This window comes from Flavobacterium salmonis, assembly GCF_903819435.1.
In the GTDB taxonomy this organism is placed as follows: Bacteria; Bacteroidota; Bacteroidia; order Flavobacteriales; family Flavobacteriaceae; genus Flavobacterium; species Flavobacterium chungangense.
The window spans coordinates 124,350-150,146 of the sequence record NZ_CAIJDP010000078.1 but is presented as its reverse complement, the minus strand read 5'-3'; the positions used below and the strand labels follow the sequence as shown (position 1 = coordinate 150,146).

The 25,797-nt window shown below is 32.6% G+C and carries 20 protein-coding genes; 11 read left to right on the top strand and 9 right to left on the bottom strand.

The features are described from left to right. Positions 1 to 124 precede the first annotated feature (124 nt). The 5 genes from ilvD to acs all read left to right on the top strand — a co-directional run bounded on the left by ilvD (position 125) and on the right by acs (position 7,987). Positions 125 to 1,798 (top strand): dihydroxy-acid dehydratase, encoded by a 1,674-nt coding sequence (gene ilvD, locus FLACHUCJ7_RS16220; protein ID WP_180909606.1) that lies wholly within the window; start codon positions 125 to 127, stop codon positions 1,796 to 1,798. A gap of 61 nt (positions 1,799 to 1,859) precedes the next feature. Continuing rightward, positions 1,860 to 3,548: a biosynthetic-type acetolactate synthase large subunit gene (gene ilvB / locus FLACHUCJ7_RS16215; RefSeq protein ID WP_180909605.1), complete on the top strand. Its 1,689-nt coding sequence runs from the start codon at positions 1,860 to 1,862 to the stop codon at positions 3,546 to 3,548. A 5-nt stretch (positions 3,549 to 3,553) separates the two neighbouring features. Then, positions 3,554 to 4,078 (top strand): acetolactate synthase small subunit, encoded by a 525-nt coding sequence (gene ilvN / locus FLACHUCJ7_RS16210; protein WP_031453446.1) that lies wholly within the window; start codon positions 3,554 to 3,556, stop codon positions 4,076 to 4,078. 47 nt (positions 4,079 to 4,125) lie between these two features. Next, positions 4,126 to 5,595 carry a ketol-acid reductoisomerase gene (ilvC, locus tag FLACHUCJ7_RS16205; protein ID WP_180909604.1) on the top strand — a complete coding sequence of 490 codons (1,470 nt, stop codon included), beginning with the start codon at positions 4,126 to 4,128 and terminating at the stop codon, positions 5,593 to 5,595. A 481-nt stretch (positions 5,596 to 6,076) separates the two neighbouring features. Beyond that, positions 6,077 to 7,987: an acetate--CoA ligase gene (acs, locus tag FLACHUCJ7_RS16200; protein WP_078228259.1), complete on the top strand. Its 1,911-nt coding sequence runs from the start codon at positions 6,077 to 6,079 to the stop codon at positions 7,985 to 7,987. A 96-nt stretch (positions 7,988 to 8,083) separates the two neighbouring features. Here acs and FLACHUCJ7_RS16195 read toward each other — a convergent pair whose 3' ends face one another. The 3 genes from FLACHUCJ7_RS16195 to prmA form a co-directional block, all read right to left on the bottom strand. Continuing rightward, on the bottom strand, positions 8,084 to 8,536 hold the full coding sequence (locus tag FLACHUCJ7_RS16195; RefSeq protein WP_180909603.1) for a 2-dehydro-3-deoxyphosphooctonate aldolase: 453 nt from the start codon (positions 8,534 to 8,536) through the stop codon (positions 8,084 to 8,086). 230 nt (positions 8,537 to 8,766) lie between these two features. Then, a complete protein-coding gene (locus FLACHUCJ7_RS16190; protein WP_180909602.1) occupies positions 8,767 to 9,042 on the bottom strand; it encodes an ATP-dependent Clp protease adaptor ClpS in 276 nt (91 codons plus the stop codon). Positions 9,043 to 9,077: 35 nt separating this feature from the next. Beyond that, complete coding sequence (gene prmA / locus FLACHUCJ7_RS16185; RefSeq protein WP_078228253.1) at positions 9,078 to 9,911, bottom strand: 50S ribosomal protein L11 methyltransferase; 834 nt, start codon at positions 9,909 to 9,911, stop codon at positions 9,078 to 9,080. Positions 9,912 to 10,024: 113 nt separating this feature from the next. On the opposite strand from prmA, the gene FLACHUCJ7_RS16180 reads away from it, so the two are divergent. Continuing rightward, positions 10,025 to 11,161 carry a hypothetical protein gene (locus tag FLACHUCJ7_RS16180; protein ID WP_180909601.1) on the top strand — a complete coding sequence of 379 codons (1,137 nt, stop codon included), beginning with the start codon at positions 10,025 to 10,027 and terminating at the stop codon, positions 11,159 to 11,161. Then, positions 11,121 to 13,451 carry a hypothetical protein gene (locus FLACHUCJ7_RS16175; protein WP_180909600.1) on the top strand — a complete coding sequence of 777 codons (2,331 nt, stop codon included), beginning with the start codon at positions 11,121 to 11,123 and terminating at the stop codon, positions 13,449 to 13,451. The genes FLACHUCJ7_RS16180 and FLACHUCJ7_RS16175 overlap by 41 nt, the downstream gene beginning before the upstream one ends. 23 nt (positions 13,452 to 13,474) lie before the next feature. Here the strand turns inward: FLACHUCJ7_RS16175 and recG are convergent, their stop codons facing one another. Beyond that, positions 13,475 to 15,583 carry an ATP-dependent DNA helicase RecG gene (gene recG / locus FLACHUCJ7_RS16170; RefSeq protein ID WP_180909599.1) on the bottom strand — a complete coding sequence of 703 codons (2,109 nt, stop codon included), beginning with the start codon at positions 15,581 to 15,583 and terminating at the stop codon, positions 13,475 to 13,477. Positions 15,584 to 15,911: 328 nt separating this feature from the next. On the opposite strand from recG, the gene FLACHUCJ7_RS16165 reads away from it, so the two are divergent. Both FLACHUCJ7_RS16165 and FLACHUCJ7_RS16160 read left to right on the top strand, forming a co-directional pair. Then, the gene (locus FLACHUCJ7_RS16165) at positions 15,912 to 16,802 is read left to right on the top strand and encodes a hypothetical protein (protein WP_180909598.1); all 891 of its coding nucleotides are present in this window, start codon (positions 15,912 to 15,914) and stop codon (positions 16,800 to 16,802) included. A gap of 78 nt (positions 16,803 to 16,880) precedes the next feature. After that, a complete protein-coding gene (locus FLACHUCJ7_RS16160) occupies positions 16,881 to 17,423 on the top strand; it encodes a DUF1697 domain-containing protein (protein WP_180909597.1) in 543 nt (180 codons plus the stop codon). 64 nt (positions 17,424 to 17,487) lie between these two features. Here the strand turns inward: FLACHUCJ7_RS16160 and FLACHUCJ7_RS16155 are convergent, their stop codons facing one another. Both FLACHUCJ7_RS16155 and kdsA read right to left on the bottom strand, forming a co-directional pair. Continuing rightward, a complete protein-coding gene (locus tag FLACHUCJ7_RS16155; RefSeq protein WP_180909596.1) occupies positions 17,488 to 18,342 on the bottom strand; it encodes a hypothetical protein in 855 nt (284 codons plus the stop codon). Between the two features lie 18 nt (positions 18,343 to 18,360). Next, complete coding sequence (kdsA, locus tag FLACHUCJ7_RS16150) at positions 18,361 to 19,179, bottom strand: 3-deoxy-8-phosphooctulonate synthase (protein ID WP_078228247.1); 819 nt, start codon at positions 19,177 to 19,179, stop codon at positions 18,361 to 18,363. A 343-nt stretch (positions 19,180 to 19,522) separates the two neighbouring features. Between kdsA and FLACHUCJ7_RS16145 the strand changes: the two genes are divergently transcribed. Continuing rightward, the gene (locus tag FLACHUCJ7_RS16145; RefSeq protein ID WP_180909595.1) at positions 19,523 to 20,434 is read left to right on the top strand and encodes a phytanoyl-CoA dioxygenase family protein; all 912 of its coding nucleotides are present in this window, start codon (positions 19,523 to 19,525) and stop codon (positions 20,432 to 20,434) included. 42 nt (positions 20,435 to 20,476) lie between these two features. On the opposite strand, the gene FLACHUCJ7_RS16140 is transcribed toward FLACHUCJ7_RS16145, so the two are convergent. The 3 genes from FLACHUCJ7_RS16140 to gcvT all read right to left on the bottom strand — a co-directional run bounded on the left by FLACHUCJ7_RS16140 (position 20,477) and on the right by gcvT (position 24,686). Continuing rightward, positions 20,477 to 21,190: a YebC/PmpR family DNA-binding transcriptional regulator gene (locus FLACHUCJ7_RS16140; protein ID WP_180909594.1), complete on the bottom strand. Its 714-nt coding sequence runs from the start codon at positions 21,188 to 21,190 to the stop codon at positions 20,477 to 20,479. A 182-nt stretch (positions 21,191 to 21,372) separates the two neighbouring features. After that, positions 21,373 to 23,403, bottom strand: coding sequence for a S41 family peptidase (locus tag FLACHUCJ7_RS16135; RefSeq protein ID WP_180909593.1), 2,031 nt, complete (start codon positions 23,401 to 23,403; stop codon positions 21,373 to 21,375). Positions 23,404 to 23,603: 200 nt separating this feature from the next. After that, positions 23,604 to 24,686 carry a glycine cleavage system aminomethyltransferase GcvT gene (gene gcvT, locus FLACHUCJ7_RS16130; protein WP_078228244.1) on the bottom strand — a complete coding sequence of 361 codons (1,083 nt, stop codon included), beginning with the start codon at positions 24,684 to 24,686 and terminating at the stop codon, positions 23,604 to 23,606. Positions 24,687 to 24,941: 255 nt separating this feature from the next. On the opposite strand from gcvT, the gene FLACHUCJ7_RS16125 reads away from it, so the two are divergent. After that, complete coding sequence (locus FLACHUCJ7_RS16125; RefSeq protein ID WP_180909592.1) at positions 24,942 to 25,790, top strand: NAD(P)H-hydrate dehydratase; 849 nt, start codon at positions 24,942 to 24,944, stop codon at positions 25,788 to 25,790. Positions 25,791 to 25,797 lie beyond the last annotated feature (7 nt).

The window sequence follows — 25,797 nt, the reverse complement described above, 5'->3', positions numbered from 1 at the left end:
TGTCAATGTGTATAGCACATCTGCATCGGGAATGGTATAAATATAATTGAAAAATATATATTATAACCTCCCACTTAGTTGGGAGGTTTTTTTTAGGAATAAAATTAGAAATACAAATAATACAATGGAATTAAACAAGTACAGCAAAACAATCACGCAAGATGAAACTCAACCAGCTTCACAAGCAATGTTCTACGGAATTGGTTTGACAGAAGAGGATCTTAAAAAAGCGCAGGTAGGAATTGTGAGTATGGGCTACGACGGAAACCCGTGTAACATGCACTTAAATGACCTGGCTAAAGATATTAAGAAAGGGGTCTGGGATGCTGATTTGGTCGGTTTGATTTTTAATACTATTGGTGTTAGTGATGGTATTTCTAATGGTAATGACGGGATGCGTTTTTCTTTAGTTTCTCGCGATGTTATTGCTGATTCTATTGAAACTGTAATGGGTGCACAATGGTACGATGGTATGATTGCTGTTCCGGGTTGTGATAAAAATATGCCGGGAGCTTTAATGGCTATGGGTAGAGTAAATCGCCCTTCTATTATGGTTTACGGAGGATCAATCCATCCGGGAAAATGGAAAGGTGAGGATTTAAATATTGTTTCTGCTTTTGAAGCTTTAGGAAAAAAAATAAGTAACAAAATTACTCCCGAAGATTTCAAAGGTGTAATTCAAAATGCTTGTCCGGGCGCAGGTGCTTGTGGTGGAATGTACACAGCAAATACAATGTCATCTGCAATTGAAGCGTTAGGAATGAGTTTACCTTATAGTTCTTCTAATCCTGCTTTAAGTCCTGAAAAGAAACAAGAATGTGTTGATGCAGGTAAAGCTATCAGAATATTATTAGAAAAAGATATCAAACCAAGAGATATCATGACTCGTAAAGCATTTGAAAATGCAATTACAATGGTAGCTGTTTTAGGTGGTTCTACAAATGCAGTTATGCACTTAATTGCAATGGCTCATTCTGTAGGTATCGAATTGACTTTAAAAGATTTTCAGGATATAAGTGATAAAACACCGTTGTTGGCTGACTTGAAACCAAGTGGTAAATACTTAATGGAAGATTTACACAATGTTGGTGGTGTTCCGGGAGTAATGAAATATTTATTAAAGGAAGGTTTCTTACATGGTGATTGTTTAACTGTAACAGGGAAAACAATAGCAGAGAATTTAGCTTCTGTTCCTGACTTACATGATGGTCAACAAGTAGTTTTTGAAATAGCAAAAGCATTAAAATCAACAGGGAATATTCAGATTTTATACGGAAACATAGCAACAGAAGGTTGTGTAGCTAAAATTAGCGGCAAAGAAGGTGAGTTTTTTGAAGGTACAGCAGTTGTTTTTGAAGGTGAAAAAGATGTAATCAGAGGAATACAGGCTGGTGAAGTTAAACCTGGAAACGTGGTAATTATTCGTTATTGTGGTCCAAAAGGAGGTCCTGGTATGTCTGAAATGCTTAAACCAACCTCTGCTATTATGGGAGCTGGTTTAGGAAGCACTGTTGCTTTGATTACTGACGGACGTTTCTCCGGAGGTTCGCACGGTTTTGTAGTAGGTCACGTTACCCCGGAAGCTTATGAAGGTGGTGGAATTGCATTAATCGAAAATGATGATGTTATTACAATTGATGCAATAAATAATACCATTAATATGAAAGTTTCTGATGAAGAATTGGCAAAACGAAAAGCTAATTGGAAGAGACCTGAAAATGGAATTAAACAAGGAGTTTTACTTAAATATATGCGTTCGGTCTCCAGTGCCTCTGAAGGATGTGTTACCGACAAATAATTTAATAAAAACTACGTCTAAATCTGAAATAAGGATTGAGAGGTGAAAAAAATAAAATAAAATGAAAATATCAGGGGCAGAAGCCGTTATTAGATGTTTATTAGCAGAAGGAGTAGACTTAGTTTATGGTTACCCAGGTGGTGCCATTATGCCGGTTTACGATGAATTATATAAATTTCAGGATCAATTGCACCATGTTTTGGTACGTCACGAACAAGGTGCAGCACATGCAGCACAAGGTTTTGCAAGAGCCACCGGTAAAGTAGGTGTAGCAATTGCAACCTCAGGACCTGGAGCTACAAATTTAGTTACAGGAATTGCAGATGCTCAAATCGATTCTACGCCATTAGTGTGTATTACAGGTCAGGTTGGAAAACATTTATTGGGTTCTGATGCTTTTCAGGAAACAGATATTATTGGAATCTCAACTCCGGTAACCAAATGGAATTACCAAATTACAGAAGCTCACGAAATTCCGGAAATTATTGCAAAAGCATTTTATATTGCAAGATCAGGGCGTCCCGGGCCAGTTTTGATTGATATTACTAAAAATGCTCAATTCGATGAGTTTGATTTTAGTTATGAAAAATGTACTGGAATCAGAAGTTATCATCCAAAACCAGTATTGAATATTAAAAAGGTTGAAGCAGCAGCGGATATAATTAATAATGCCAAAAAACCATACATTATTTTTGGTCAGGGTGTTATATTAAGTCAGGCAGAAGAGCAATTGAAAAGATTAGTTGAAAAATCAGGAATTCCTGCGGCCTGGACAATTCTGGGACTTTCAGCTTTGCCAACAGATCATCCTTTAAATGTAGGTATGGTAGGAATGCATGGTAATTATGGGCCTAATCTTTTAACCAATGAATGTGATGTTTTAATTGCATTGGGAATGCGTTTTGATGACCGTGTTACAGGAAATTTAGCGACTTATGCTAAACAAGCCAAAGTAATCCACTTCGAAATTGATCCTGCTGAAATCGATAAAAATGTAAAAACAGAAGTAGCTGTTTTGGCTGATTTAAAAGAAGCATTAACAGCTTTGATTCCATTAATTGACAAAAAATCGCATGATTCATGGCATAATAAATTCAAAGAAAAATATAAAATTGAATTAGAAGCAGTTATAGATGAAGAGTTGACACCAACGAATGGAAAAGGAATTTCGATGGGAGAAACGATTGAAATGATTAATAAACACTCTAAAGGTGACGCAATAATGGTATCGGATGTAGGACAGCATCAAATGTTTGCCTGTCGTTATGCTAAATTCAATTCCACAAAAAGTAATGTTACTTCAGGAGGTTTGGGAACTATGGGGTTTGCTTTACCTGCAGCTATTGGTGCCAAAATGGGAAGACCAGACAGGGAGGTTGTAGCTATAATTGGAGACGGAGGTTTTCAAATGAATATACAAGAATTAGGTACCATTCATCAAACGAAGGTTCCTGTGAAAATTGTAGTACTAAACAATGAATTTCTAGGAATGGTTCGCCAATGGCAGGAATTGTTTTTTGATTACAGATACGCTTCTACGGTTATGGTAAATCCAAATTTTTGTGCTATTGCAGAAGGGTATTATATCAAATCAAGAAAGGTAACGAAAAGAGAGGATTTAGATGCTGCAGTCGCTGAGATGCTGGCTTCAAAAGATTCTTATTTCTTAGAAGTTATGGTAGAAAAAGAAAATAACGTATTTCCAATGATTCCAACAGGAGCTTCGGTTTCTGATATGAGATTAAGTTAAAAATTATGGAAGAAAAAACATTTACCATATCGGTATACTCAGAAAATAACGTAGGCTTATTAAATAGAATATCAGGAATATTCTTAAAACGGCACATTAATATATTAAGTTTAAACGTTTCCGAATCAGAAATAGAAAATGTTTCAAGATTTATTATTGTAGTTGAAACAACAGAGAAATGGGTTAAGAATATTGTTGGACAAATCGAAAAACAAATTGAAGTTATAAAAGCATTTTATCATACAGATGAAGAGACAATTTATCTGGAAAATGCATTATTTAAAATAGCTTCAAGCTTGCTGTTTGATGAAAAACAAATTCAGAATATAATCAAAGACAGTCAGTCAACGATTGTAACTGTTTCACGTGATTTCTTTGTGATTTCAAAATCAGGAAGACGCTCAGAAATAGAAGAATTATATGCGAAGTTTAAACCTTACGGAATTATGCAATTCGTGCGTTCAGGAAGAATTTCTGTATCAAAAGAAAAGATGGAGATTTCATCATTATTATTAGAAGAATTAAAATAGTTTATCAATTTTCAAATTAAACATCATACTTATTAAATATTAAAAAAATGGCCAATTATTTCAACACATTACCACTTAGATTACAATTAGAACAATTAGGGGTTTGCGAATTTATGGATCAATCTGAATTTGCAAACGGGATAGATGCATTAGCAGGAAAAAAAGTCGTAATCGTAGGTTGCGGAGCGCAAGGTTTGAACCAGGGTTTAAATATGAGAGATTCAGGTCTGGATATTTCTTATGCTTTGCGTGCAGATGCAATTGCTGAAAAAAGAGCTTCTTTTAAAAATGCTACTGAAAATGGTTTTAAAGTAGGTACTTATGAAGAATTAATTCCAACTGCTGATTTGGTTTGTAACTTAACTCCGGATAAGCAACATACCGCTGTAGTTACTGCCATTATGCCATTAATGAAAAACGGTTCGACTTTGGCTTATTCTCATGGTTTTAATATCGTAGAAGAAGGAATGCAGATTCGTAAAGATATCACAGTAATTATGTGTGCTCCTAAGTGCCCGGGTTCTGAAGTGCGTGAAGAATATAAAAGAGGTTTTGGTGTACCAACACTTATCGCTGTTCACCCTGAAAACGATCCAAACGGTTTAGGTTTAGATCAGGCTAAAGCTTATGCTGTTGCTACCGGAGGACACAGAGCAGGAGTTCTAAAATCATCATTCGTGGCTGAAGTAAAATCAGATTTAATGGGTGAGCAAACTATCCTTTGTGGATTATTGCAAACAGGTTCTATTTTATGTTTTGATAAGATGGTTGAAAAAGGAATCGACGCTACATATGCTTCTAAACTAATTCAATACGGATGGGAAACTATCACTGAAGCATTGAAACACGGAGGTATCACAAATATGATGGATCGTCTTTCTAATCCTGCTAAAATTGAAGCTTATGAGCTTGCAGATGAATTAAAAGATATTATGCGTCCGTTGTTCCAAAAACATCAGGATGATATTATTTCTGGAGAGTTTTCAAGAACTATGATGATTGACTGGGCAAATGATGATGTTAACTTATTGAAATGGAGAGCTGCAACCGGTGAAACTAATTTCGAAAAAACAGCTCCACAAGAAGCTCCAATTTCAGAGCAGGAATATTTCGATAATGGAGTATTAATGATTGCAATGGTTAAAGCAGGTGTAGAATTAGCTTTCGAAACTATGACAGAAGCTGGTATTATCGAAGAATCTGCTTATTATGAGTCATTACACGAATTACCTTTGATTGCTAATACTATCGCAAGAAAGAAACTATTCGAAATGAACCGTGTAATTTCTGATACTGCAGAATATGGTTGCTATTTATTTGATCATGCATGTAAGCCTTTATTGACTGAATTCATGAAAAAAGTAGAAACTAATATTATTGGTAAACCATTTTCAACTTCAAATGGAGTAGATAATGCTGTTCTGATCGCAGTAAACAAAGAAATTCGTCAACATCCTATCGAAGAAGTGGGAGCTTGGTTGAGAGAATCTATGACTGCAATGAAAAAAATAGGATAATATATTACGCACCACGTTGTGTGTTGGGATTTTGCACTGTATCTTGGTTTTATATAATATTTTGAATTAGTAAGCACTTATTAAGATAATAAAAGATATGGCGCAGTTTACATTCACTTAACTTTGAATTATTCAGGTTAAGTGAAGTAATCCCTAATTATTTCGGTATATTTTGTAATAGATATACTGTAGAAGTTTCTGTTATGATTAATGTTGCTTTTATTTTCAAAGTAAAAAGAAAATAGTAAGATCTGGTAAAATTAATTGTTATTGAAATTGTTAGAATTAAAAAGGCATGGTATTTAGAAATATCATGCCTTTTTTTATTGTTAATATTTGATTAAAAGTTTAAAATTTAGGGAAAACACAATAAAATTAATGTTTTTTTTAGTGATCAGTATTTTTTTGATAAAATTTATAAATTAAATAATTTTAAGAATACATTGTTATTTAATACATTTATAAAAAAATTACAACAACTATGAGTTATTATAAAATAGAAAATTTAGAACAATATTTTAAACATTACAATAAGTCAATAAGAGAGCCAAGAAAATTTTGGGGTAAAATTGCAGAGGAAAATTTTACTTGGTACCAGCAATGGGAAAAAGTTGTTGATTTTAACATGGCTGATGCAGAGGTAAAATGGTTTACTGAGGCCAAAGTTAATATTACAAAAAATTGTATTGACAGACATTTAAGTAAAAGAGGAGAAAAAACGGCAATTATTTTTGAACCAAATAATCCTTCTGAGAATGCAATACATATTACATATAATGAACTATATGAAAGGGTTTCCAAAATGGCAAATGTATTGCGTGAGCAAGGAGTAGCAAAAGGAGACAGAGTTTGTATTTATTTACCAATGATTCCTGAACTTGCCGTAGCTGTGTTGGCTTGTGCAAGAATAGGTGCTATACATTCGGTTATTTTTGCCGGATTTTCTGCTTCAGCAGTTTCTGCAAGAATCAATGATTGTGAATGTAAAATGGTAATCACTTCTGACGGAGGTTACAGAGGAAATAAAACAATCGATCTTAAAGGCATTGTTGATGAAGCATTAGAAAGCTGTCCGTCAGTTTCTAAAGTTTTGGTTGTGAAAAGAACAGAAACTGAAATAAAAATGCAGGAAGGCAGAGATATTTGGTTACAACCATTATTAGATGCTGCTCTTGATTATAATGTAGCAGAAATAATGGATGCAGAAGATCCATTATTTATTTTATATACATCAGGTTCTACAGGAAAACCAAAAGGAATGGTTCATACCACAGCTGGATATATGGTTTATACAGCTTATACTTTTAAGAATGTTTTTAGTTATGAAGAAAATGATATTTTCTGGTGTACTGCAGATATCGGCTGGATTACCGGACATTCTTATATATTATATGGACCATTATTGAATGGAGGTACAACCGTAATATTTGAAGGAGTTCCATCTTATCCTGACTTTAGTCGTTTTTGGGATATTATCGAAAAACATAAAATCACGCAGTTTTATACAGCACCAACTGCAATTCGTTCATTAGCTAAGGAAAGTTTAGATTATATCCAGAAATATCCTTTAAAATCACTTAAAGTTATCGGTTCTGTTGGAGAACCAATTAATGAAGAAGCTTGGCACTGGTTTAATGACCACGTTGGAGATAAAAGATGTCCTGTTGTTGATACATGGTGGCAAACAGAAACAGGTGGAATTATGATTTCGCCAATTGCTTTTGTAACACCAACCAAACCAACTTATGCAACTTTGCCATTGCCAGGTATTCAACCGGTTTTAATGGATGATAAGCGTAATGAAATTGAAGGTAATCAGGTAGTAGGTAGTTTATGTATTAAGTTTCCATGGCCTGGTATAGCCAGAACAATCTGGAATGATCACGACCGTTATAAAAAAACATATTTCTCAGCTTTTCCGGGTAAATATTTTACAGGTGACGGTGCTTTAAGAGACGAAGTTGGATACTATAGAATTACAGGTAGAGTAGACGATGTTGTAATTGTGTCAGGGCATAATTTAGGAACGGCACCTATTGAAGATGCCATAAATGAGCATCCGGCAGTTGCTGAATCTGCAATTGTAGGCTTTCCTCATGAAATAAAAGGCAATGCCTTATATGGTTATGTAATTTTAAAAGAAACAGGTGAAGTTAGAAACAAAGAAAATTTAGCGAAGGAGATTAATCAATATATTGCTGATCATATTGGTCCAATTGCTAAATTAGATAAAATACAGTTTGTATCAGGATTGCCAAAAACTCGTTCAGGTAAAATTATGCGTAGAATTTTACGAAAAATAGCTGAAGGGGATTTTTCTAATTTTGGAGATACCTCTACTTTGTTAAATCCGGAAGTTGTTGAAGATATTATGAATGAAAGAATTTCGTAATACATTATAAAAACTAAAAAAGCCAAATCTTAATTTTTAAAGATTTGGCTTTTTTCTTTCAATCAAATAATTTTACATCTTTAAAATTAAGTTGTATTACTCTTTTTTCAGGCTCAATCCCATTGGAACCATCAAAATACCTTTTTCATAAATATTCAGATATAGTGTAATTGGTTTTTTCTGTCCTTCCCACTTTAACTCGTAGACATTTAAAAATCCAGCTCCCATATCACTTCGTTTGGTTGGAAACGGGCAACAGGTCTCTAACCTTGTATATGTTATTTTTTCGCCGTTTGGACCTGCTAAAGCGTTTAAAAAACGAATCTCATTCAGCGTCTCATCTTTAGTGTTTCTGTAGAAAATATTAATAGGATAGTCCGGGTTATAGCCATACTTTTTGTCTTTGCTGAATTCTTTAATGACAAACGTATTATTTTTGCTTAAAACTAAATCGGGAGCGTTATCATCTACATTTTTTAATGTCGATTTAGTACTTACGCATGAAGTAACGGCAATTAATAAAACAATAAGAATGGGTATTTTTTTCATGGACTTAATATTATTTTAATACAAATGTAAAAGATTTTTTCACCAGAGATTTATGAATTAAAACTAAATTTTAGATTTTATTGAAATTAATCTATTCTTAATTTTGATTTTTAAAATCAATTTGTGACATCAGTTATGATCAGATATTATGCCATAAAATTATGAATAAAAAAAAACACTCTACCCTGAATTCTGTGAATGTGGTAGAATGTTTTTTATATTATTTCATTTTAAACAATTTCGGCACTAAGTCCAGCTTCCAAAAGCTGTGTACATTGTGGTTTTAATTTATCGATAGGTCCTGTTTTTACGGTACATTTTCCATTATAATGTACAATCAGTGAACATTGTTCAGCTTGTTCGGCTGTATGGCTGCAAACACGCATTAAAGTCTCAATCACATGATCAAAAGTGTTTACATCATCATTATAAACAATAATTTCGTTATTGAAACCTATGGCTTCTTTTTCGCGATTTTTTTCTCTTACTTTTTCTTTAGTACTCATATTTTTACGTTTTGTACTTTAGTAATTTCGATTAATTAATTTACGTATTTTAATGAAACCCAGTTGTTTTTTTGAAACTTTTTTACATATGTTAAACCCTTTTCGGTACAAGAAGAATCAATAAAAGGAATATCTTCTTCATAAAAACCGCTCAAAAGTATAATGCCTTTGGGGTTAAGGCAGTCAACATAAAACTGCATATCGTTTAACAAAATGTTTCGATTGATGTTTGCTATTATTAAATCATATTTTTTGCCTTTTAATAAAGCTGCATCACCTTCGTAAACGGTGATGTGAGTGCAATTATTGCGTTCTGCATTCTCTATCGAATTCAAATAACACCAGTTATCAATATCAATGGCATCAATTGGCTGAGCACCTTTCATTTCAGCCAAAATAGCTAAGATCGCTGTTCCGCAACCCATGTCTAATGTTTTTAAACCTTCAACATCAATTTCAAGTAAATGCTGAATCATCATATGTGTTGTTTCATGATGACCTGTTCCAAAACTCATTTTTGGTTCAATTACAATATCAAATTCTGCATCGGTTTTCTGATGAAAAGGAGCACGAACATGACATTTTCCATCAACATCGATTGCTTCAAAATTCTTTTCCCATTCTTCATTCCAGTTAATCTGATCAATTTCTTCAACAGTATATTCGATTTTAAACTCTTCAGATTTTAAAATATAAATGTCATCTAAAATATTCTCATCCCATAAATCTTTTTTTACAAAAGCTGATATTCCATTCTCTGTTTCTGTAAAACTTTCGAATGCTTTTTCGCCTAATTCAGCTATTAAAATTTCTGATCCTAATTCCTTAGGCTCTATTGTAAAATGATATCCTAAATATATATTTGACATAAATAATTTTTTTTGCAAAGGTAATAATCGAAATTAGAAGTTGTTTATAAATAATCGATATCCTTACAAATATTAGTGTTAATTTTGATCAGCGTTTTTAGCCGATTAATCATATGAAGAATATTATTTTTGTTTTACTTTTTGTGGTGTTATGTTCAGGAAGTTGTAAGAAAGAACACGAAGTTATCAGATCATTTTGTTATTGGAAAACCGATTTGTCTTTCGACAAAGAAGATGATTCTTTGATAAAAGATTTGAATGTAAAACACATGTATGTTCGTTTTTTTGATGTTGAGTGGAATCCATATTCAAAAGAACCTTTACCTGTTGCGACGATTAATGATATTAGACTGAATGAGAGTAATCTGGATATTACACCAAGTGTTTTTATAACAAATGAAGTCGTTATCCAATCTGACAGGAAACAACTGGATAGTCTTGCAATCCAGATATTCAGGCGAGTTCTGCAAGTTGGTAATAAAATGAATCAAACCAAGGCTGAATCAATCGCATATAAAATTGTTTATCCGGAAAATTATCATAAAAAGAAAGATTTTAAAACACTGAATTATGATTCTGTAAAATCTGCTGAGCTATCAAAACTGAAAGTTAATTTTAAAGAAATTTTGATAGATTGTGACTGGTCAGAAAAATCAAAAGAAAATTATTTCTATTTACTTCAAAAAATAAAAAAAGGATTTCCAACTTCTAAAATTGCTGCTACAATTCGGCTTTGGCAGTATAAGTATGCTGAAAAATCAGGCATACCACCGGTTGATAAAGGTTTATTAATGTGTTATAATTTGGCAAAACCGGATGATTTTAAAACAGAAAATTCTATTGGTACAAGTGCTGAGCTCGAGCAATATATGACTCACAACCAATACAAACTCAGGTTAGATATAGCTTTACCGCTTTACAGTTGGGCTGTGCTTTTCAGAGGTAATGCTTTTAAAGGCATTTTATCCGATTATGATCAATTATTGAATGACACAATTAAATTAAAAAAATCTTCATCGAATAAATTTATACTTCAGGACGATGTGTTGGTTGGGCAAACTTATTTACGAAATGGAGATGAAATCAGAATTGAAAAGATTTCAAATGATGAATTGGACAAAATGATTTCTGTCATTAAAGATAAGATTCAGATTGATGGACAAACCCGGATAACTTTTTTTTCATTCGATAAAAAATACATAAATGATTATGGAACTCAAGAAATATCTAATTACTATGCGCGTTTTTAGAATTTTAATTTTAGTATTAAGTTTTCAGGTTTCTTTTGCTTGTGGATGGAGTGTTTCACCTGAGACAAGCAGATTGGCATTGTTTAAAGCGCAACGTGAAGGTTTTTTTAAATTGACTCCTTTTTATTATTCTGCTGATTCTTATTATTCTACCAACACAATTTCTAATGCAGATCAGGAATTGAATTGTTTAGAGTGGAAGAAAAAACTAGGTAATCAGATAAATAAAAATGATGTCTATTTTGTTTTGTATCAGACAGATGCAGAAGTTTTTCAAAATGCATATGAGAACAAGGCTTTAAAAGATGTATTTGCAAGGAATACTTTTATTGAAACTTTATTGATGCCCCAAAATAAAGCTTTTTTAGATTATATTTTATTCGCAAAAAAAATGGAATATGATAGTAGTCCAGTTGAAAAATGGGAATCCTGGGATAATATTGATTATGACAGTAATGGAAAAAAATCTTCTGATTTAGAGAATTTCGAACAAAAAATTGCTTCCTCCAAAGATGCTTTTTTAAAACAGCGTTATGCTTTTTTAATTTTACGATATAGTTTTTACGCTCAGGAACCAAAAGAGGTAATCCGTTTGTACGATACCTTTTTTGCTGAAAATAAAAAAACAATATTAGCACCCTGGGCATTATATTATAAAGCTTTATGTATTGATGATTTGACTTTGCAAAACTATTTACTGAGTAAGGTTTTTGCAGCTTGTGAAGAAAAATCATTTGCTGTTTTACAACATTATAATTGGAAACTGACCACAGAAACTTTAGTCTTAGCTAAAAGTGATGAAGAAAGAAGTGTGATTCTGGCTATTGAAAGTTTGCGAAACCCGGCCCCGGATTTAAAAGCTATAAAAGAAGTTCATGCATTAAGCCCCAATAGTTTGTATTTGAGTTTTTTAATTGGGAGGGAAATCAATAAACTAGAAGATTGGATTTTTACACCACAATTTACCAATGGCAGCCCTTCTGTAGTGTTAAATGGTGAAATATGGTATGAAGATTTTGCCAAAGCAAAACAAGAAAATTACAGTAAGGATATTTTATATTTAAGAGAATTGAAAGATTTTTTGATTAGTATTCTGGATAATACATCCGGAGAGCAAAAGGATTATATCACAACTGCAATAGCACAACTGTGTTTTATTGATGACGAAGTTGATTTAGGGAAGAAATATACCAATATGATTTCTGATAGAGCTAATGCTACAATACAAATGCAAAAGAATATTCAGCTGGCTTTAATTGCACTAAAACAGAATGACCTTAATAATGAAAAAGTTCAGAACCAGCTTTTTGAGAATTTTAATGCTGTAGAAAATCTGATAGAAAGTGATAAAGGCTTATTTAAAAATCTGTATAGTTTATATAGAATTGCCAGTAATGAATTTTTCAGGCAAGGAAACAGAGTAATTGCGGGTTTATTATTTATGAAATCTGATATTAAAAATGAAGGTGAATATTCGAGATATAACATTCCTTATTTCTATACCTATATTGGTTATTTTGATCGCCATGCGACAGTTGAAGATATCGATAAGCTGATTACTTTACAACAAAAGGAAAATAAAACGCCTTTTGAGAAATACATTTGTTCAGGGACGATATCACCTAATATTAACTATTATAAAGATTTAAAAGGAACCCTTGCTTTTAGAAATAATAATTTGGAATTAGCTTACGAAACTTTTTCCGGAATGCCGAAAGATTTTTGGGAAAAGAATTATTCATTTACGAATTACCTGAATGAAAATCCATTTGTGCCTAAAATACTTCAAAAAACGGAAGAACGTAAATTTAATTATCGTTTCAATAAAGCAGAATTTATAGCAAAACTTATTCGCTTAAAGAAACAAAACACAGCTGCCAGTAATCTGCTATTAGCACATGCCTATTTTAACGTTTCTTATCTGGGAAATTCCTGGATGATGACTGCTTATGATTGGACTTCCGGAGAATCCTACATTGATTATATTTATGGAGATAATACTGATGTTGAAAAAAAATACCAAAATGGTAATTATTATAATTTGACAATGGCAAAACTATATTATGAAAAGGCCTTGAAAATGTCTAAAAATAATAATGAAAAGGCAATGGTAAGCTTAATGATTTTCGAATGTAATTATTATAGTTATCATGCTGATCATGTTTATTCAGATCAGGAAGTTGTTCCTTTTGAAGCAGGGCAGGAGCTGGAGGATTTTTATTCAATTTATTCAAATACGGCAAATTTTAAAAAATACAACTGTCCGCTTTTGGATTCTTATATAAATTAATCAACTTTAATAATACTGGATTATCAACTAATATAGTTCCAGATGCTTTTTTTCTTTGTAAGTTCAATGAAAACTGCTTTTAAAGTAGCATGTTCAGGTTTTTGTAACGGAGCATCTTCTTTTAAAATTTTCATTGCATAATTTCTGGCCAATGACAAAATATCGCGATCGCGAACAATATCGGCAATTTGAAGATTTAATACACCGCTTTGCTGAGTTCCCATTAAATCGCCCGGCCCACGAAGTTTAAGATCAACTTCGGCAATTTCGAATCCATCATTGGTTTGTACCATAGTTTCCATTCGGGTTTTGCTATCGGAACTTAATTTATGGCTTGTCATCAAAATACAATAACTTTGTTCGGCTCCACGCCCTACACGCCCTCGTAATTGGTGTAGTTGTGATAATCCAAAGCGTTCGGCACTTTCGATAATCATAACACTTGCATTTGGAACATTTACACCAACTTCTATTACCGTTGTTGCTACCATGATATTGGTTTTTCCTTCAGAAAAGCGTTTCATTTCGGCATCTTTATCGGCTGGCTTCATTTTACCGTGCAAAATAGAAATTGAATACTGAGGAAGCGGAAAATCGCGTGAAATACTTTCGTAACCATCCATCAGATCTTTGTAATCCATTTTTTCTGATTCCTGAATCAGTGGATACACGATATAAATTTGTCTTCCTTTTGCAATTTCGTCACGAAGAAATTTCCATACTTTTAATCTGTTACTGTCAAATCGATGAACCGTCTGGATTGGTTTTCTTCCCGGAGGCAATTCATCAATTACAGAGATGTCTAAGTCGCCATACAGACTCATCGCTAAAGTTCGGGGAATAGGAGTGGCAGTCATAACCAAAACGTGTGGCGGAATTTCATTTTTCTTCCATAATTTTGATCGTTGCTCAACACCAAAACGATGCTGCTCATCAATAACCGCTAATCCTAAATTGTGAAATTTTACCTTATCTTCCAGCAAAGCATGAGTGCCAATTAAAATGTGTAAACTGCCATTTTCAAGCTCTTCATGAATAATTTTTCTGGCTGAAGTTTTAGTTGAGCCGGTTAGTATTTTAATATTAATGTTTAATGTTTTAGCTAATTCAGATAAACCAATGAAATGCTGATTGGCAAGAATTTCAGTAGGAGCCATCAAACAGGCCTGAAAGTCATTATCAATTGCCAAAAGCATACTCATAAACGCAACAATAGTTTTTCCTGAACCAACATCTCCTTGTAAAAGTCTATTCATTTGAGCATTACTGCCCATATCGGAACGAATTTCTTTTACAACTCTTTTTTGTGCATTTGTGAGTTCAAAAGGTAAATGATTTTGATAAAATTCATTAAAATAAGTACCAACTTTTGTAAAGGGATGTCCTTTTATCTTGTGCTTCCGAATTAGATTTTTGGTTATTAATTGTAACTGGATGAAAAATAATTCCTCAAATTTTAAGCGAAACTGTGCTTTCGCCAAAGCATCTGTACTTTTAGGGAAATGGATATTGAATAAGGCTGCTTTTTTAGAAATTAATTTTAATTCTTCAATTAAGTAAGAGGGAAAAGTTTCAGTAAATAAAACTTGCGTTTCGATGAAAAGCTGTTCCATCAGTTTGTTAATAGTCCTGTTTGAAATACCTCGGTTTGACAAGGTTTCCGTTGAAGGATAAACCGGTTGCATAGCTGAACGAAGGCTTTTTTCGTGCTCAGCAAATAATTCAATTTCCGGATGTGCCATGCTAAACTGGCTTCCATACAAAGAACATTTTCCAAAAATAACACACACTTCATTTAGTTTTAAACTCTCTCTAATCCATTTGTGTCCCTGAAACCAATTAAGTTCAATTTGTCCAGTGTCATCCACAAAAGTCGCTACCAGGCGTTTTTTGTTTTTTGCAAATTCTACCGTTTTTATATTGATGATTTTTCCAATAATCTGAACTTCAGTGCCAGTATTTTGAAGCTCATTTATTTTGTAATAACGTGTCCTGTCAATGTATCTGTTTGGAAAAAAATTAACTAAATCTCCATATTTATGAATTCCTAATTCCTTACGAAGTAACTGACCACGGCTTGGGCCAACGCCTTTTAAGTATTCGATTGGGGTATCAAGGAGATTATTGGACATTGTTTTTTATACGGTTAGATTTTAGAATTTTCAATTGATAGAATGAAGAAAACAGTTGATATATTTTGTCAGTTTTCTTTGTGTTATATATTTTTCTTTCCTTAAGCGAAGATAGATTTTAATTAGGAATTTTAAAACAGGAAGATTTGAACTCAATAATTATTTTTATAAAAATAAATAAGAATTTTCTTTTTATAAAAAAAATATATAGTAATCTTGTACTGTAAATATTAAGCTATCAAATAACCAAATTTTAGTAACTGCAGAGAAAATGAAATCAAAACCAGTTTTTTTTATATTCCTTATAGTAATGGGGATAAATTATAAAATGATAGCGCAAACTCCAATTGTGTCTATTACATCTAAAACAAACGATGACAGAAGTATTGACTTATCATATACAAAAGACAAACCTGGGACATATACAATAAGTTTAGAATTTGCCAATGTAGAGAACTGCGATATAAGCAATTATAAAACAGAAGTTAGGGGTTATTCCGGTAACTTGTATAGATTAAGACCACTCGATAAAAGTAGAGGAATTAGATATTCTATGAGATATTATACTGTCATGGGAGAACTTAATCCGAAGATTGATACTTTGTTTCGTTATACACTTCCTTTTAAAAACGGAAAAAAAGTAAAAATTTATGAAGCCGGAAATATAGGAGAAAAATATTTGGGACAGGAGAAAGCTTTAAATTGGAAGTCTTATTTAGTTCATTCAGAAAAACCAGATACGATCTGTAGTATGAGAAAAGGAATTGTAGTACGGGTAAAAAATGAATATGATGATAATTCATCGACCAATGCTCATTATACCAGCATGAGAAATTCAGTAGTTGTAGAACATGCAGATGGGACTTTTGCAGAATATAAGGGCTTTAAAAAGAATGGAATTTTTGTAAAGTTAGGAGAAACAATTTATCCACAAACAGAATTAGGAATAACCGAAAAGTATGATTTAAAATCCTACCGACTTGATTTTTCAATTTACTATTTATCTGATATCGCTTTGAAAGAAAACCGAAATCAGACATTAAAAGGATATAAAAGCAATTATAAATATTTGATGCCTAATTTTGTTACACAAGATGGTGAAAATACAATTGAATCTAAAAAAGAATATATAACCTCTGCAAATGAAGCCATTATAACACAAGAATTTTCACGTTCAGAAAAGAAAAAATATGCTAAAGAGCATGTATCTGCTAAATGATGCAAAAATTTAAAATTTCTAAATCTGATTTAAGTTTTAGAAAACAATATCTTTGAAGTATTAAAAAAGATAAAATTAATGACAACTCACTTAGCACTTTTACGAGGAATCAACGTTTCAGGTCATAATATGATAAAAATGGAAGCATTAAAGACAATGCTCGAAAATATAGGTTTTACCAAAGTTAGAACTTATCTGCAATCCGGAAATGTGTTTGTTGATACAGAAGAAGAAAGTGCTTCGAAAGTAGGATTCATGATCAAACAGGAAATTTTTAAGGTGTTTGGACATGAAGTACCCGTGGTGGTTATTACCAAAGAAGATTTGGAGCTGTGTTTTAAAAATAGTCCATATTTGAAAGAAAAAGATGTTGATACAAAAAAGCTATACGTTGCATTTGTCTCTATTGCTTTAAAAAGTGAAAATATAAATGATTTAAAAATAAGTCAGTTTAAACCAGACGAAGCCAGCATTGATGGTAACAGAATATTTATCAAATATGCAGTTGGGGCCGGAAAAACAAGATTTGACCAAAAATACATTGAGAAAAAGCTAAACGTAACGGCAACAATCAGAAATTGGAATACAGTAACTAATTTGCTAAAAATGTATTCTGAATAACAAATAAAAAAAAGCAGAATCCAAATTAATTGAATTCTGCTTTTTTATTATTGTTTATGCCTTTTTAAATTCTGAATATACCTCCAAAAGCAATGATTCGCTGAAAGAAGAAAAAGTCCTGAAAAGCACTATCGTCATTACTTGCCGTAGTTTTGATATCCTGCATATTAATATAACCGCCTTTAAGTTCTCCCTGTATATAAAAATGTTTGAAAAAGGTAATATTAATACCTGCTTTTGCAGAAACTCCATAACCGGAAACATGAAAATCATCGTGACGTTCTTTTCCTAAAAGCATTGTATTTGTTTTAGGGTATAAAATTCCACCACCCAGGCCTTCAGTTAGATTGATTTGAACTTTGTCTGTATTTGGCAGATGAAACAATTTTGAAATATCATCAAATCTAGAAACTTCTGTGTTTACATAATTCAAACCATCCGTATGTTCATAAGTTAAGAACGTTTCATCAGTAAAGTCTACAGGTGTGTTGTTATAAGTAGTGTTGTCATACTGAGAACCAGTATTATTAATATAACCGGTGACATTTGCTATTTGATTTTGGTTCATTACATATTTCATGTGATCAACTCCAATGGTTACACTGTAATGATCACTAAAAAAATAACCCAATCTCAAATTAGTTTGAGGGATAGTCATTCGGGATGGATTAACATAATCAACATGCCATCCTTTTGGTTTATCATGTGCAGACATATCATGAACCGTGAATTCATAATCTTTTCCTCTGAAGGTTACATCAGATTTAGAGTAACTTTCTCTGTTACCGCCCCATGAAAAAAAGAACTTTCCTTTGTTATGTGCTGTGTATTTATCTTGTATTGCGATTTCATCCTGAGCAAATGTATTTACAGCAAAACACATTAAAAAGAAAGGCAAGAATAAAAAATTATTTTTCAACGAACTATTGTATAAAATTTAAAATGAATTTACTGTTTTTCTAATGGCAACTAATTTGGTCATTAATCCTTCAAAATAGTCTAAATGAAGCATATTGGCACCATCACTTTTAGCATTTGCAGGATCAAAATGAGTTTCGATAAAAATACCGTCAACACCCACAGCAATACCCGCTTTGGCAACAGTTTCAATCATATCAGGTCTGCCTCCCGTAACACCAGCAGTTTGATTTGGCTGTTGCAATGAATGTGTTACATCCAAAACTGTGGTTGCATATTGCTGCATAGTAGGTATTCCTCTATAATCAACAATCATATCCTGATAACCAAACATAGTACCACGGTCTGTAACCATAACATTTTCATTATTACAATCCAGTACCTTTTGTACAGCATGCTTCATGCTTTCAGGACTCATAAATTGTCCTTTTTTAAGGTTAACTACTTTTCCTGTATTTGCTGCAGCGACAACAAGATCGGTTTGACGAACCAAAAAGGCAGGGATCTGCAAAACATCTACATATTGTGCAGCCATATCAGCGTCTTCATTCGTATGAATATCTGTTACGGTTGGAATATGAAAAGTTTCAGAAACTTTTCGTAAAATTTTTAATGCTTTTTCGTCACCAATTCCGGAGAAACTGTCAATTCTGGAACGATTGGCTTTTTTAAACGATCCTTTAAAGACATAAGGAATTTGAAGTTTGTCGGTAATACCAACTAATTTTTCGGCAATTCTGAGAGCCATTTCTTCTCCTTCTATAGCGCAGGGACCTGCCAACAAAAAGAAGTTTCCACTTTCAGTGTGTTTAATTTGTGGAATATGTTGTATGTTCATAATATGAATTTTTTGACAGTGCAAAGGTAGTTATGATTTACGATTTAAGGTCTAAGAATTATGTTTTTTTTAAGAAGCTATTCCTGCTATCCATTACAATATTTTTCTCTAAACCTTTTTTTTTCTAAATTCTGGTAGGATCTTCCTCTGGTCGCTCTGCAAAAACAAGAAAAATAAGTTTTCTCAAAAAATGATTTCCATTTCTATCAGTGCTGGGGGTTTTAGTGGTATAGCAATTTAGTTATAGATAATTTTTCAAATTTCAAAAAGTTAATAGATATTTTTAGTAAGAATAGTTATTGAATTTTATTATTTTAGCTTTCTAACAATTTTATCGAAAATTATGGAATGGACTCTTTTTGAAACACTTTGGAAACGTACATTAGATACAGAATCTGCCACTGACAATTCTACATGGAACGAAGAAATAGAAATGTTATATAGGTTAGGTATCAGTATGGAAGATACGCTTCAATATTTGTATTTCAGGAAACCTGATTTTGAGTCTTTTAAAAATTGGGTACTAGAAAATAAAAAAGAAATAAAAAATATAAAATTAGTTGATTCTGAGGATGTTCTTTCAAAAGAAGATCTTGATTTTTGGGATGAAAATGGATATGTAATAGTAAAGAAAGCAATTCCAATATCTGATTGTATGGAAACTCAAAAAGCCATTTGGAACTTTCTGCAGATGAATCCTGAGGACAGAGAAACATGGTATAGAAGGCATCCGGAGCAAAAAGGACTTATGCTTAATTTTTTTAATCATCCCACTTTAAATAAAAACAGATCATCTTTACGGATACAAAAGGCTTATGAACAGCTTTATAAAACAACAAATATTTATAAAACTATTGATAAAGTAAGTTTTAACCCTCCTGAATCTAAACACTTTAAATTTTTAGGAAGTGCGCTTCATTGGGATGTTAGTTTAAAGCTGCCGATACCATTTGGATTACAAGGTCTTTTATATCTTACAGATTGTGATGAAAATGAAGGCGCATTTCATTGTGTACCTGGATTTCATAGAAAAATAGAGCAGTGGCTTGGGGATTTAAGGCCAACGGACAATCCAAGACGTGTAGCTGAAGAAACACTAAAACCAGTTGCTATAACAGGAAATGCAGGGGATTTTATTATTTGGCATAAAGCCCTCCCTCATTGTGCTACTCCCAATCGTGGTTCATTGCCAAGAATGGTACAGTATCTTACCTATCTTCCTGATGGTTACAAAGAAGACTCAGAATGGATTTAATAAATAGTAAAAAGCTCTGGATTTCCAGAGCTTTTTAAAATATTACTCTTCTTTCATAGTATGATAAACGTTCATTACGTCATCATCTTCTTCGATTTTTTCAATTAGTTTTTCAACGTCAGCAATTTGGGCTTCAGTTAATTCTTTTGTGATTTGTGGGATACGCTCAAAACCTGAAGATAATATTTCCAAACCTCTATTTTCCAATTCTTTTTGTAAAGCGCCAAAGCTGCCAAAAGGAGCGTATATTAAGATTCCGTCTTCATCTTCAAAAACTTCTTCGGCTCCAAAATCGATTAATTCTAATTCTAATTCTTCGGCATCAATTTCACCTTTTGCAATACGGAAATTACAAGTGTGATCAAACATGAATTCAACCGATCCCTGAGTTCCCATTGTACCGTTGCATTTGTTAAAATAGCTACGAATGTTGGCAACTGTTCTATTGTTATTGTCAGATGCAGTTTCAATTAAAATTGCAATTCCGTGAGGCGCATATCCCTCAAACAAAATTTCTTTATAGTTGGCAGTATCTTTATTACTTGCATTTTTTATAGCGCGCTCCACATTGTCCTTAGGCATGTTAGCTGCTTTTGCATTTTGTATTACAGCTCTTAATCTGGAGTTGGCATCCGGATTTGGACCACCTTCTTTAACAGCCATAACAATATCTTTACCAATTCGGGTAAATGTTTTGGCCATTGCTGACCAACGTTTCATTTTTCTTCCTTTTCTAAATTCGAACGCTCTTCCCATTACTGATTTTTTATTTTGAGATGCAAAAATACAGTTATTCCTTATTTTTCCAAAATCAAAACTCTATTCTTTTTTAAATTATGTTATATCGTAAAGAAAAGGCCAAAAGTTTGGGTTGAGTTATTTTTCTTATTTAAATGGTAAAACAGATTAAAATTGTGTTTTGTAGCGGAAGGCTGAATTTATTTTGAAGTATTAAATTCATTAATAATATTTACAGCTTCGTTTAAGTAAGGATTTGTCTTGAGATTGTCAATTTGGTATTGATTGATTGTTTTTTCGGCAGGATAAACACCTAATAAAAACTGATTGACTGTTGAATTATAAACATCCAACGGATTGTTATCATCCTTAAAAGTATTAATTTCTGTCCATAATTTATTTCTAATGGTTTTTTGTTCAAAAACCGAATCGAGTGTCATTGGGACTTCTGATTTTGGAACATTTATCATTTTGTCAATTTTTGAATTGATTTCTTTGATTTGTTTAAAATAAAAATTATCGGCCAGTCTTGCTGAGCTGTTTTTCGCAATTTTATCAATTAAAGCTCTTTTTACATACGGTCTGTATTTTAATGACGGGATAATACTGTCGTTTTTAATTGCAGTTGGAAAATTACTTTCTTTTTGGTAAACATTTTCATAAAATTCCGGAAGTACGACATCTGGTGTAACTCCTATATTTTGATGGCTTTTTCCCGTAATCCTGTAAAATTTATTAATGCTGATTTTTAAAAAATCTGTAGTCGTATTTTCATCAAGTGGAATAATGGTTTGCATTGTGGCTTTTCCTAGTGTATTGCTTCCTAACAATAAAGCGCGGTTGTAGTCCTGCAATATTGAAGCAAAGAATTCGCTGGCAGAGGCTGTGTTGCTGTTTACTAAAACTACGATAGGACCTTTGTATATAAGACCTTTGTAAGGATCATCAATTACGGATCTGTTCTGTTTATTATCTATAACTATTGAAATTGGCCCGTAATCAATAAACATTCCGGACAATCTTATGGCTTCTTCCATAGAACCTCCACCATTATTAATTAAATCGATTACAAGACCTTTTATATTATCTCTTTCAAGTTTTATAATTTCGCGGGCAACGTCATCAGCACATCCTTTTCTTTCATTTTGATTCAGATCTGCGTAAAAACTCGGAATTTTAAGATAACCAATTTTACTGTTTTTGCCTATAACGAAACTATAAACAGAATTATCCTCGTCTTTCATGATTTGTTTCTCGATATAAACCTCAAAACTTTTGCCTGAATTTCGCTTTAAAGTAAGTGTAATATTTTTATTTGATTCAGATGAAATCATAGTAGAAACTGATTCTAATGAGGAACATGAAATTTGTAAAGTGTCTTTTTGATTGGAAATTGAAACTATCTGATCTCCCTTTTTAATCTGTCCTGTTTGAAAAGCCGGTCCATTTGGGTCCAATTCTTCAATAATGATTTCATTTTTTTCATTCAGTTTTAAGCTCATTCCCAAAGAAAAATGTTCTTTTGAAAGTGAGGCTACAAAACTGGATTTTGAATCATCACTAAAGTAGGCAGTGTGAGGATCAAAATAAGTACAGAAAAAGTTATAAAGGTTTTCCTGTTGTGTGTCTTTTCTTTCTAAGAGAGTGTTGATTCTGCAAATTTCGTTTGATAAAACAGTGGTTCTTGATTGTAATTCAATCGATTTAAAATTTAATTTGATAGAATCGAGATCATTACTTGTTTCAGTGATGTTATCCAAAATTTGATAGCGGAGTTTTTTTTGCCAGACTTTTTCCAGATCCTCTTTTTTTAGATAAAACGTAAATGCTTTTTTGTAAAACCGGATAGTATCTTTTTTATTGTAATCAATTGGTACGGCTTGAATTTTCTCTAAAACAGTTTTCGTTCGTAAAAGTCCATTTGTGTATTTAGCATTGATATCATATAAAAAATTACAATCTCCTTTTAAGACTAAATCATCTAAATTTAATCTGTATTTTTTGGAGAGCTCGTCATATTCTGATTTCAAAAAAATATTTCTGGAAGGGTCTAATTCATCCATTAGATTGTCAAAAACATATACTGATAAACTATCATCCACAGGCTTTGGTCTAATGTGTTCACTTTGAATTAGTGCATTTATTTTGGTAAGTATTTCGCACGTTTGATCGCTATTTTGACTAAATAGAATGTTCGTTGTAAGCAGAAATATCGATAATGCTTTTTTCATATTTGTGAATCTTAGATTAAATTTACGTTTAATTTTTTTATAAACTGTTACATTTTTTCTAAATATTCCTAATATCAAAACTATGTATTTTAGTAAAAAAGGATTTACAAAAATAGGCTAAAATCATTTTATAGATAAATTTAAAACAAAAAAATGCACTACAATTAAGTAATGCATTTTAAGTTATGGATAAGACTTAATTATTTCTTATAAAAAGGTAATTTTACAACTTTAGCAGCAACATCATTTTTTCTGATTCGGATAAAAATCTCGCTGTCAATTGCACTATGATTTACAGTCACATATCCCAAACCAATTCCTTTATTCATTGATGGTGACATAGTTCCGGAGGTAACACTACCAATTACAGCACCGGTAGCATCTACAATTTCGTAATCATGTCTTGGAACAGCGCGTTCCTGCATTTCAAAAGCTACCAGTTTTTTAGAAACGCCTTCTTCTTTTTGCTTTTTCAGGCTTTCTGAGTTTGTAAAATCTTTATTGAATTTTGTAATCCATCCTAAGCCTGCTTCAAGAGGAGATGTTGTATCATTAATATCGTTTCCGTACAAACAAAATCCCATTTCAAGACGTAAAGTATCACGGGCAGCAAGTCCAATTGGTTTGATACCAAAAGAAGCTCCGGCTTCAAAAACTTTATTCCAAACCTGTTCAGCTTCAATATTTTTACAGTAAATTTCAAATCCTCCGGAACCTGTGTAGCCGGTAGCAGATATGATTACATGTTCAATTCCTGCAAAATCAGCCACTTCAAAATGATAATATTCAATTGCTGACAAATCTATTGAAGACAAAGATTGCATAGCTTCTACCGCTTTTGGTCCCTGAATTGCCAATAATGAATAATCATCTGAAAGATTTTTCATGTCAACCCCTAAATCATTATGAGATGAAATCCAGTTCCAGTCTTTCTCAATATTTGAAGCATTAACTACTAATAAGTATTGTTCTTCTTTCATTTTATAAACAATCAAATCGTCTACAATTCCGCCTTCATTATTAGGTAAACAGGAGTATTGTGCTCTCCCAATTGTAAGTGTAGCAGCATCATTTGAAGTCACTTTCTGAATTAGAGCCAAAGCGTTCGGGCCTGTTAATAAAAACTCTCCCATGTGCGAAACGTCAAAAACGCCCACACTGTTACGAACCGTTTCGTGTTCAGCATTAACACCTTCGTACGTAATTGGCATATTGTAACCTGCAAAAGGCAGCATTTTTGCTCCTAAACCTTCATGTATGTGCGTAAGCGCAGTATTTTTCATTTTATTGTTTTATAAAAATTGAGATGCAAATTTATTTAAAAAATATCTAAAATAAGGCGTCTAAATTATAAATTTCGCAATGATTAGGAGCTGTTTACTTCTTTAGTTCGCTTTTAGCTCGTGCCCTGTTATTCGCTATATCTTTTTGTTTTGAAGAAAAAACAAAAAGGATGTCACTACTACCAGGGCTACGGCTCTATGCTTATAATAACTTGTATTCAGTTTTTATGTAACTTTAAATATTAAATTGCCTAAATGAAAAAATCCTATTTAATCACAAAAGAAGAAATTCTTAAATTTTACAAAACTGTAAATTCATTAACACACAAAGGACTTCAGGGACATGGAGTTATCATTGCCGGAAGTTATGGTAAAATAGGGGCAGCAGTTCTGGCTTCGAAATCGTGTATCAAATCCGGCTGTGGACTTGTGACGACTTTTATACCAAAGTGTGGTTATCAAATTCTGCAGATTTCAAATCCTGAAGTTATGGTTCTCACTGATGAAAATACAAATTTCATCACTCAGATAAATTTGCCTTTTATTCCGCAAGCAATTGGAATCGGACCCGGAATAGGGAAGGATCTGGCTACACAAAAGGGTTTGTTTGAATTTTTGAGAGTGAATAAATTACCCTTGGTTCTTGACGCTGATGCTTTGAACATTTTGTCAGAAAACCAGTCCTGGCTTGAACTGATTCCTGAGAAAACAATTTTAACGCCACATCAAAAGGAGTTAGAGCGTTTAATAGGTAAATGGGACTCCGAATCTCATAAATTTCAAAAAACAATCGCTTTTTCAGAACAATATAACGTTATTATAGTGATGAAAGGAGCACCAACTTTTATTATAAATGAAACTACGGTCTATCAAAATACCACCGGAAATGCTGCTTTGGCAACGGCGGGAAGCGGAGATGTACTAACCGGAATTATTACTAGTTTGATTGCTCAAAGTTATCAGCCCCTTGAGGCAGCACAATTGGGTGTTTTTCTTCACGGATTGACGGCTGATATTGCTTTACCCCAAACAGGCTATCAATCTTTTATTGCCTCGGATATTATTAAAAATCTTGGAAAAGCTTTTTTGAGTCTTGAATATTAAAATTAAC